General features: G+C 54.6%; 6 protein-coding genes and 1 pseudogene. 6 read left to right on the top strand and 1 reads right to left on the bottom strand.

The window, feature by feature from the left end:
* A partial coding sequence (locus ACMLHG_RS07715) for a helix-turn-helix transcriptional regulator (RefSeq protein WP_417170130.1) occupies positions 1 to 791 on the top strand: 791 nt, incomplete at its 5' end.
* 137 nt (positions 792 to 928) lie between these two features.
* On the opposite strand, the gene ACMLHG_RS07710 is transcribed toward ACMLHG_RS07715, so the two are convergent.
* Positions 929 to 2,296, bottom strand: a complete 1,368-nt coding sequence (locus tag ACMLHG_RS07710; protein WP_417170129.1) for an NCS2 family permease — start codon at positions 2,294 to 2,296, stop codon at positions 929 to 931.
* 395 nt (positions 2,297 to 2,691) lie between these two features.
* Between ACMLHG_RS07710 and ACMLHG_RS07705 the strand changes: the two genes are divergently transcribed.
* From ACMLHG_RS07705 to ACMLHG_RS07685, 5 genes and pseudogenes are all read left to right on the top strand, one after another.
* Positions 2,692 to 3,795: a substrate-binding domain-containing protein gene (locus tag ACMLHG_RS07705; RefSeq protein ID WP_417170128.1), complete on the top strand. Its 1,104-nt coding sequence runs from the start codon at positions 2,692 to 2,694 to the stop codon at positions 3,793 to 3,795.
* A gap of 26 nt (positions 3,796 to 3,821) precedes the next feature.
* On the top strand, positions 3,822 to 4,562 hold the full coding sequence (locus ACMLHG_RS07700) for a prepilin-type N-terminal cleavage/methylation domain-containing protein (protein WP_417170127.1): 741 nt from the start codon (positions 3,822 to 3,824) through the stop codon (positions 4,560 to 4,562).
* A 2-nt stretch (positions 4,563 to 4,564) separates the two neighbouring features.
* On the top strand, positions 4,565 to 7,711 hold the full coding sequence (locus tag ACMLHG_RS07695) for a hypothetical protein (protein WP_417170126.1): 3,147 nt from the start codon (positions 4,565 to 4,567) through the stop codon (positions 7,709 to 7,711).
* Positions 7,712 to 7,815: 104 nt separating this feature from the next.
* On the top strand, positions 7,816 to 9,015 hold the full coding sequence (locus tag ACMLHG_RS07690) for a glycosyl hydrolase family 28 protein (protein WP_295810411.1): 1,200 nt from the start codon (positions 7,816 to 7,818) through the stop codon (positions 9,013 to 9,015).
* Between the two features lie 240 nt (positions 9,016 to 9,255).
* A pseudogene (locus ACMLHG_RS07685) lies at positions 9,256 to 9,838 on the top strand (hypothetical protein); the annotation flags it as partial.

The following is a 9,838-nucleotide window of genomic DNA, read 5'->3' as shown; positions in this document are numbered from 1 at the left end:
AAGAAATGGATTTCTTCGACGGATTGACATTCCCGGCGGCAGGGAAAGTTCCCTACGGTCATCACCGGGCACACACGCCGCTCTATTTCGGACTTCAGTTCAACCTCTGCGGCAGAGTGCATCTGCGGATCAATCACAGGCGCGAATATAACTTCGACGGCCCGGTCTGCTTTCTCACACATCCCGGAGCGTTTTTTGAATATGATCTTATCGATCGGGAGCGCCATGACTTTCTCTATTTCTGTTTCACCGGAGTCCGGGCGAAAGAGTATTGCCGTCACGGCTTGATCGATGTGGAGATGCCGCCGGTCATACCGGAGCATGTGCACGCATTCCGGGAAAATCTGTTAACCTTAATTCGGCTGCGCGAGGAAAACCGTTACCCGGAAACAGTAAATCTTCTGGAGAACATTCTGCTGGACCTGCAACTTCAGTTGCAGCGTCATCAACTTCCCTTCATCCACCAGAGCCGTCAGCTGGAGGAACTTGTAAAAAGAATGAACCTCGATTTACAGAAAGAGTGGAATTTCGAACGGGAAGCGGCGAAAATGAATATTTCACTGTCGCATTTTCGGCGGATATTCCGGAAATTCACCGGCAGCTCTCCCCAGCACTTCATCCTTCAGCAGAAACTGGAGAAGGCGGCCATGGATCTGCGCATGACGGAAAAACAGGTACGGGAAATTGCCGCGGAAATTGGATTTGAGGATATGTATCACTTCTCTCATCTCTTCAAGAAATACTACGGCGTATCCCCGCGCATATATCGCCAGGAATTCTGGCAGATCTGACAGTGCGCCCGAAGATTTTTCCCGTCAAAGTGCTTGAAAATCAATGCACAAACGAAATGCAAACGGCAGGAGGTCGAAAAATTTTGGTTTCCACGCCGGGGAGAAGCGGAGAAAAACGTCCCCCTCCCCCGGTGATGTCATTTGCCGTTGAGCAGGATGAGATACAGAATCAGAAAGGCGGCGGCAAGCCAGATGAACCAGTTGAGTTCACGGATTTTTCCGCAGCATGTTTTCAGGAACGGGTAAAGAATGATCCCGACGGAAACCCCGCCGATGATGCTGTTGCTGAACGGAATGCCGGCGAAAATGAGAAAGGCGGGAATCCCTTCGGTGCAGTCGTCCCAATGGATCTCCGAAACGGAACGCATCATCATCGCCCCCACGACGACCAGAGCGCCGGAGGTGACCGGAGGATATCCTGCAACCGCCGTGATGACCGGGCTGAAAAACATCGCCAGCAGAAAGCAGATGCCGATCACGATGGCCGTGAGACCGGTCTTCCCGCCGGCCTCCGCGCCCGCGGCGCTCTCCAGATAGGAGGTGACGGTGCTCTGGCCGCAGAGAGCCCCCGCGACGGTCGCGGTCGCATCGGCGGCGAAAATCCGCTCAATCCGGTCGATTTCGTTGTTTTTATTCAGCAGCTTTGCGCTCGTCGCGACACCGAGAACCGTCCCCATCGTATCGAACATATCCATGAAGAAGCAGAGAAAAATCAGGGGCAGCAGTTCGAGCAGGTGGCGGAAGACCGTGGCGACATCCGCTTTGAATACCAGAGGCATCGGATCAGCCGGAAGCCCGACGACGCCGTGAAACGAGATCTTTCCGCACAGAAACGCCACCAGCGCCGAGACAAGGATGCCGATCAGGATGCTGCCGCGCACTTTGAAATGCTGCAGGGCTGTAATCGTGAGCACGCCGGCAAAGAAGATCAGCGATGGCGGGTCCGCGATGGAGGTCTTCAGCGTCATCAGATTGTTTTCCACGGCGATGATGCCGCCGTTTTTCAGCCCGACCAGCGCGATGAAGAGACCGATTCCTCCTACAATGGCGATTCTCAGGGAAGGACTCAGCGAACGGAGCATCATCTGCCGCAGTTTCGTGAACGAGATGATCAGAAAGAGAATGCCGGAAATCAGCACAACCCCCATCGTGGTCTGCCAGACAACCGGATCTCCGAGTTTTCCGCCGGTGACAGCGGCACAGGCGGCCATGACGCTGAACATGACAAAGAAATTCGTCCCCATCCCCGGTGCGAGTCCGATCGGATAGTTCGAGAGCAGGCCCATCAGGATCGACCCGAAGGCGGAGGCGATGCAGGTCGTCGTGACCAGTGCGCCGAACGGCATTCCGGTCGCGGTCCCCGTCATCTGTCCGGAAAAGAGCGCCGGCTGAATGCAGATGATGTATGCCATCGCCGCGAACGTGGAGAGTCCGGCGATGGTTTCCGTTCTGAGGGAACTGCCCATGGAGGAGTAGTGAAAAAAACGGTCAAGGATGGAGTTCATAGTCTGTATGATGAATGTTGCGTGTCGGCGGCGAGTCAGGTGGCCTGCGGGATGTCCGGAATTTTCGATACCCGCAACCGGAGGCGCTCCTGCTCCCATCTTTCCTGTCTGCTGATTCCGGACTTTTCTGTAATATACTGCCGCTCTTCGAAAAAACAATTTTCCGGACAGGATTTTCCACAACATCGCGAGAGTGTACAATCGCAAACTCCTTCCGGCCGCCTGTCATCTTGGTATTCCTACTCTCTTCTTGTCGACGTTTCTTTGTGTCACCTCCTTTTCGACAGAGAAAAAATCTTTCTTTTTTTCAACTGCAGGATTGATTTCCTGAAAAACAACTGTATATTGCCATCAAGTGATATACGCAAATATACTCCTTGCATAGTGAGGTTTTCATGCTGGTCCGACAGGTGGAAGAAGGGATTCTCCAACAGTTGAAAAGCGGGCAATACGCTCCGGGCGAAAAACTTCCGTCGCTCCGGGAGCTGAGCCGCGAGTTCGGTTGCAGCTACGTGATCGCCTTCCGGGCCGTGCAGTCGTTGAAGAATTCCGGTTATCTGGAAACCGCCAAGGGGAACGGCATCTTCGTGACCGGCGACGCCAGAAGCAAAATGGAGAAAAAACTGATCGTCTACATCTCGGACTGTCAGGAGAGTTCGCAGCTCACCCCGCAAGATCTTCTCCGCTACAGTTGTTTTCAGCGCATCGTCCGGGAAGCCGGCTTCGTGGACCTCGCCTTGAATGAAGAGGAATCTCTTTCCACCGACCAGATGAACCAGCTTGCCGGGGCGCTGATCACATTGCGCACGCCGATGCAAAACGAGCTGATCGCCAGAAAAATTCCCTGCGTCTTCATCTCCAGTCTCGGCGATCACAAAGGAATGCCGAGCGTAATTCCGGATTTTTATCAGGGCAGCTGCGATGTGATGCGCCATCTGCTCCGTTGCGACTATCGCCGCATCGGCGCTGTGACAATCGACGTCAATGAATTCAACCAGGCGAGCTTCGCGCCTCGACTCCAGGCCTATTATGACACGATGAAAGCCGCCGGACTGCCGACGCTTCCTCCTTTGTTATGGAATATCAAAAATCCGCAAACGAAAAACCATCTCTGGGAGCTGATGTCGTCGGCACAGCGTCCGGATGCGTTGTTCATTCCCAACGATCTTCTGGCGGTAGAGGTGATTCGGGAACTGTCGAAAAAAGGTGTTGAAGTTCCGGCTGACATCGGTGTGGCCGGACTGGAAAATCAGGAGTTCTTCTACGGTTCCACGGTTCCGCTGACCACGGCCTCCTTCGACAACCGGGCCCTGGTTCGAGAAGCCTGCGCACTGCTCTTGAATATGATCTGCCATCCGGGAACACACCCTGCTGTAGTAAAGGTTCCAATGACACTGATTGTACGGGAGTCTACGAAACGGCTTCCGCATCAGCCCCGGAAGCCGTTCCAAATTTCCCGCCAATCCATACAAAAGATGCCGTTCCCAGATACAATATAATTCATCTCAACCTCAAAGGAGGCAGCATGAAACGAAATTGGAAAATCTTCTCCAGTACCAGGCATGTGTTTTTCGTCCGAATGAAAATATCATTTACATTGATTGAACTTCGTATAGTTATTGCGATTATCGCCATTCTTGCAGCCTTGCTGCTTCCGGCGTTGAACCAGGCGCGTTCAAAAGCGCGAGAAGTCAACTGCATCAACCAGATGAAGCAACTTTCTCTGGGCGCCATGCATTACAAATTAGACCATACAATTCTCACCGCCTATTTTCCGGCAGTAACTCAATTATGGACATATCGCCTGGTAAACGACAACTATGTTCAACCCAAGCTGTACGCCTGCCCGGAACGGGACAGCTGGTACGACCGGGAAGTGTGGCGCAAGAAGAAAACAGTGGAGGAAATCGGTTCCGTCGGGGATGAGCTTCACTGGAATTTTCCCGACTACGGCGCCAACCTGCAGATCACCGGCGAAAAAGACGGCAAAGTCCGCAATCCGGCAAGAAAAATGTGGTTCGCCGAAACCTATATCGGCGGCCAAGGTAATGTCGGCATCAACAATGGCGGTTTCTACCGGATCTGGTACAAATACAGCAACAACTCCGCCTTCGGAAACGCCGGCCCCGTCCATCACCAGCGCTGCAACCTCATCTGGTTCGACGGCCATGTCGCGGCAATCCGAACCGACAGAATCGGAGAAGCAGGAGCTATTGACTTGATGCAACAGCTTATCGACAATAAAAATATCCAGCCGGGAGATTGAGGATGAAGTCACTTTCGATATTTTGCAGCTTTTTATCCGTTTTTACCTTGCTTCATGCTGAACTGCTGACCGATGGAACCTTTCAGGAGGGGCTCAAGCACTGGTCGGTCTTTACCCGGCCGGGCGATACGCAGAAAACTCCATTCACGCCCAACCCGGATGGTGGTCTCAATGTCTCCTTCGGCAAAGGGCAACGTCCCCCGGCGGGACGGGAAAGCCATCTGCTTTTTCAAAATGTCCGGCTGAAGAAGAGGAGCGTGTATCTCTTCAAACTCCGGGCGACAACCACCGGATGGGTAGATTTCTCCATCCGCTACACGCAAACGGTTCCCCGGAACAGTACGCCGGATTACTCCCGTGATTTTCATATGACAAAACGGGATGAATCTTTTTCTCACATCTTTGCTTATGACGGAACGGAATATCCGGAAGGCGGGACATTTCAGCTGGAGACCGGTCGTAATTGGAATGTCAGTGTCAATCTACAGGAAATCAGCCTGAAAGAACTGGACTATCGTAAGATGCCGCCGCCGCCGTTTCAGGACCGCTGGATCGTCTTCCCCTATGCGCTTCCTCCTGTGGATCCCGGGAAAATTCCGGCGACGCTGACAGATGCCGCGGGCAAAGCCGTCACCCCGGTAAGCTGCGTTGCCAGAAAATTCCGGAATCAGCCGACGAAGGTACTGACTGTGCCGGGAAAGGAGTTCTCCACCCGGTCCCCCGCCATGCTCTATCAGGAGATTGAAAGCCCTGTCGATCAGGAACTTCTGATCGGCACTGCGGCGGACTACTGGTTCACATTCTACTGCAACGGGAAACAGGTTTACACGACCTTGCCCGGCGGGAACCGTACCTCCAACTACTCCCCCTCCAACCATCCATTCCTGCTGCCGTTGCGCAAAGGGAAAAACGTCATCGCAATTCAACTGCTCGCCGGTACCTGGGGATGGCGCTTCTTCTACGGCACACCGGAGCCGCCCCGTCCGGAAATCATTTTCCGCGAAGGGAAAGAGTGGCAGCACATGCCGATGAAACAGATTGTCATTGCGGAAAATTCGGCGCTGGACCTCTCCGCGCTGAATCATACTCCCGCCGGAAAATACGGCCGCGTTGTTGCCGGAAAAAACGGTATTCTGCGTTTTGAAAACGGCGATGCGACACCGCTGCGGTTTCAGGGAACCCATCCCGCCTTTTCCTGGCGATATCCCTGGCTGCACGGCAGCCGGGAAGAGTTCGACAGAAATGTCGGTAGCTGGGCGGAAGCCGTACGCAGACAGGGATACAACGCCATCCGGCTGAGTGCATTCGACGAATGGGGTATGCGAAAGAGCAAAAAGGGTCTGGAAATTCCCGCCGCGTCGATGGACCGTCTCGACAAAATGGTGGCGGAGCTGAAAAAACAGGGGATCTACATCGAATTTCCGCTGATGTTCAGTTCCCTTTTCCGCAAACCGCATGAAAAAGTCAATACCTCTCTCAGCAAATTAATGATGTATCTAGGACATCCCCGGGAGCGGGATGCCTTCCGGACCATCACCGGAGAGATCATGAATCACGTCAACCCCTATACCAATGCGGCGTGGAAAGATGAACCCACAATCGCGATATGGGAGTGTTTCAACGAGCAGTACTACGGCTTCATTCTGATTCCGGCGGATTTTGAGAAAAAATATCCGGAAGAGGCCGCATTCTTCCGAAAACGCTGGAGCGAATTTCTGCAGAAAAAGTATGCGGGAAAACCTGACTCCGCCCTGCCCGAAGCTCTCCGGGGCGGCAAACTCGCTCATCCACCCCTGCCCTTCCAGATCCGCTCGCTTCGTCAGGACTACAACGAATTCTGTTACGAATGCATCCGGGAAACCCATCGCTTCTATCTAACCACCTGCCGCTCCTTCGGCTATCGTGGACTGGTGGCGAACAATCCGACCTCATCGCTGTTCTACTCCCGTGCCATCTGGACGGAGCTGCCGATGGTGGATTCCCACAACTATTACGCACATCCCTCAAACCTGCTTAACCGAGGCTCGAAGTGCATCAGCGACAGCTCCGTTGCAGAGCAGACACCGGCATTCCGCGGCCTCAACAACCAGCGTCTCTACGGCTTCCCCATGTGGGTGGGGGAATACAACCACTGTTTCTGGAATCCGTATCAACATGAACTGCCGCTGGCCTTCACCGCGTATGCGGCGTTGAACGGATACTCCGGCCTCATGATCCACTCCGATACGGTGGAGCTGGAACGCCCCTACAATCTCATTCGGAACTTTGAAGTTTCCGACTCACCGGTGGCGCGGGCAGGAGAGTTTCTGGCCGCCATGCTGTTCCGCCGGGGCGATGTGAAAACCTCTCCGCACCGGGTGGTACTGGCGATTCCCGCCAACTATCAGAAGGGTATTCCCGGTGAACAGAGCAAGCTGGCGCTGCTCACCGGCTTTGCGACGGCCCATCCGGGCCTTCCGCGCTTCGCGGAGATTCCGGAACCGGACGCGCCCCACTTGATGCTCACTCCATCCGGCAAGCCGATGCAGGTCACCATGCATCGGCTCTATGCAAAGTATACCGACGCTGCCGACAGCAACTTTTCCTGGCCCAAAATCCTGCAAGAGCTGAAGCAGCGCAAAATTCTGCCGCACGACAACATCAGCGATCCGGCCCGGGGTGTTTTTCAGAGTGATACCGGAGAAATCACTCTGCGGGCCAAGGAAAAACTGATCAAGGTAGTGACGGAAAAAACCGAAGCGGTTTCACTTACAGCGCATACAAAGGAACGGCTGGGGATTCTGGAAGTCAAGGATTCCAGTGTGGATGCGCTGATCGGTCTCACCGCGATCGACAATGTTCCGCTGAGGAACTCCCGGCGCATGGTTCTGATCTTCTCCACCCAGATGGCGAACAACGGCATGCATCTGGAAGGCGACCGTGAAACTCTGGTCAACATCGGAGAAACCCGCGGACTGATGCAGACCGGCCGAGTGTCACTGTCAGCAGAGCTCTCCGGCAGGAAATATCTCTGTTATCCTTTGAACATCAATGGAACACGGCGAACGCCGATCCCGGTTCCCGTCAATAACGGAAGGCTGGAGCTGACATTGGATACGTCGGAACTGCCGGAAGGTCCCACGCCGTTCTTTGAGCTGGTTGCGCAGTGATCCCGCAGCTATCACCAGTTTGCCGCCTCTTTCTGCACAATATCAAGGAGAGGCGGGTATCCTTTCCGGGCTGAAAGTTTTTGAAGGCAGGAGAATTTGTCAGAATGGGAAAAAATCATACGGATCCCAATCAGTTCCGCGGCACAGACAGTGAAAAGATTGAACAGGCAATCGCCAGCGCCTCCGGAGGAGCCGGTATTGTACATATTCCCCCACGTCGTCCGGATGAGACATCTTCCCGTGATTTCTGGCTGCTTGACCGAGCGATCCTGGTTCCAGCCAATCTCACACTGCTGCTGGAAAACTGCCGGATCAAGCTGGCGGATTCCGCCCGGGACAACCTGATCCGCAGTGCCAACTGCGGTCTGGGTATCCGGGAAATCTCTCCCATCTCCAACCTCCGCATCATCGGAACAGGGGACGCACGCCTTGAGGGGGCGGATCATCCCCGAGCCTCCGGAGATGCCGCCAAGACTCTCGGCGTTCGAACCTTCGGCACCGACTCCGGCAGACCGGGAGAAAATCCCCGCGGGGACTGGCGCAACATCGGCATTCTGCTGGCAAAAGTACAAAACTTTACGATTTCCGGTATAACGATACGAGATTCCCACAGTTGGGCGATGTCGCTGGAGTATTGTTCTGACGGAGTGATCCGCGATATGACATTTCACTCTCGCGGTTGGAAATGGATCGACGGGAAAAAAGAGCCGCTGCTAAATCAGGACGGCCTCGATCTTCGGCGTGGATGCCGCAGAATTCTGGTGGAAAACATTTCCGGAGCCACCGGAGATGATCTGCTGGCAATGACCGCAATCCGAAGCGATGCTGCTCCGGAAGTCCCGGGAAGCGAAGTAACTTCGACGGAGAAAAATGAACGGGACAACGATCTTTGCCATATTATAATCCGAAATGTGATCGGGCACTCAGCCGGCGGTCATCAGATCGTGCGCTTTCTGAATGCCTCCGGGATCCGCATCCATCACGTTCTCCTGGATGGAGTGATCGACAACTCTCCGGAGAATTGCAGAAACAATGCCGCCGTCCGCATCGGCGACCGGGTTGCAGCCTGGGGCGGCATCGCACCGCTGGGAGATACAGCCTTTCTACAGATCCGCAACATCCAATCCCATGCACATCGGGCGGTTACAATCGTTGGATCTCTGGCGGATTCCATTATTGACGGCGTCATCAACGCGAATCCGGAAACCCCACCCGTTTATTATGAATCCGGGCAGGAATATACCCGTAATCTGGTCTTGACCAATCTGCTGACGGTCCCGGTTGACGATGAAGCGTCTGAATAGAAACAGAAAAAATGTCTTGCAGAACAAACAGATCCGCCCTTTCAGTCTGTTTCCGCAGCACCGCCATTCCACGGCAATCGGTTCAAACAGGATGCCGCCCGGCATTCTCCAGCGACACCATCCATAGAGAGAAAATCCGCTTTTTCTGGAATTCCACCGACGACAGGGGCGAAATCTTCGTCGTTACGTGCTATAATAAGAAAACGACACGAAACGATTGCGAAGAAGAGTTCTCTCCCGATGAAGGATCATATCGAAGTCCGCGGCGCACGCGTCCACAACCTCAAGAACATCGATGTGAATGTGCCGCTCAACCAGATCGTCGGCATCGCCGGAGTCTCTGGCTCCGGCAAGTCCTCACTGGCGCTCGGCGTTCTTTATGCGGAGGGATCCCGCCGCTACCTGGAAGCGCTTTCAACCTACACCCGACGCCGGATGACTCAGGCGGCGAAGGCCGATGTCGATGAGGTGCTCTACGTTCCGGCCGCCCTCGCGCTCCACCAGCGCCCCGGCGTCCCCGGAATCCGCAGCACCTTCGGCACCGGGACCGAACTGCTCAACAGCATCCGGCTGATGTTCTCCCGGCTGGCCTGTCACCGCTGCCCCAACGGCCACCGGCTCGCACCGTCGCTCGCCGTCGCCGCCGAACGGGAACTGCGCTGCCCGGAGTGCGGCGCCCTCGTGTATGCGCCCAGCGTTTCGGTAGCGCACGCTTCCGCAAAAGCGTGGAAACTTGGGTTTAATCTGCATGCAAAGTCCAGTGGCCTTGCAAAGGTGGAATTTTCTGCAATATTACAACAGGAGGATCCGAGGAACATCAATC

Origin of the sequence: Victivallis sp. (assembly GCF_048170485.1) — a bacterium.
Taxonomy (GTDB): Bacteria; Verrucomicrobiota; Lentisphaeria; order Victivallales; family Victivallaceae; genus Victivallis.
The sequence above is the reverse complement of the archived record's forward strand: the minus strand, read 5'-3'. Positions and strand labels throughout refer to the sequence as shown.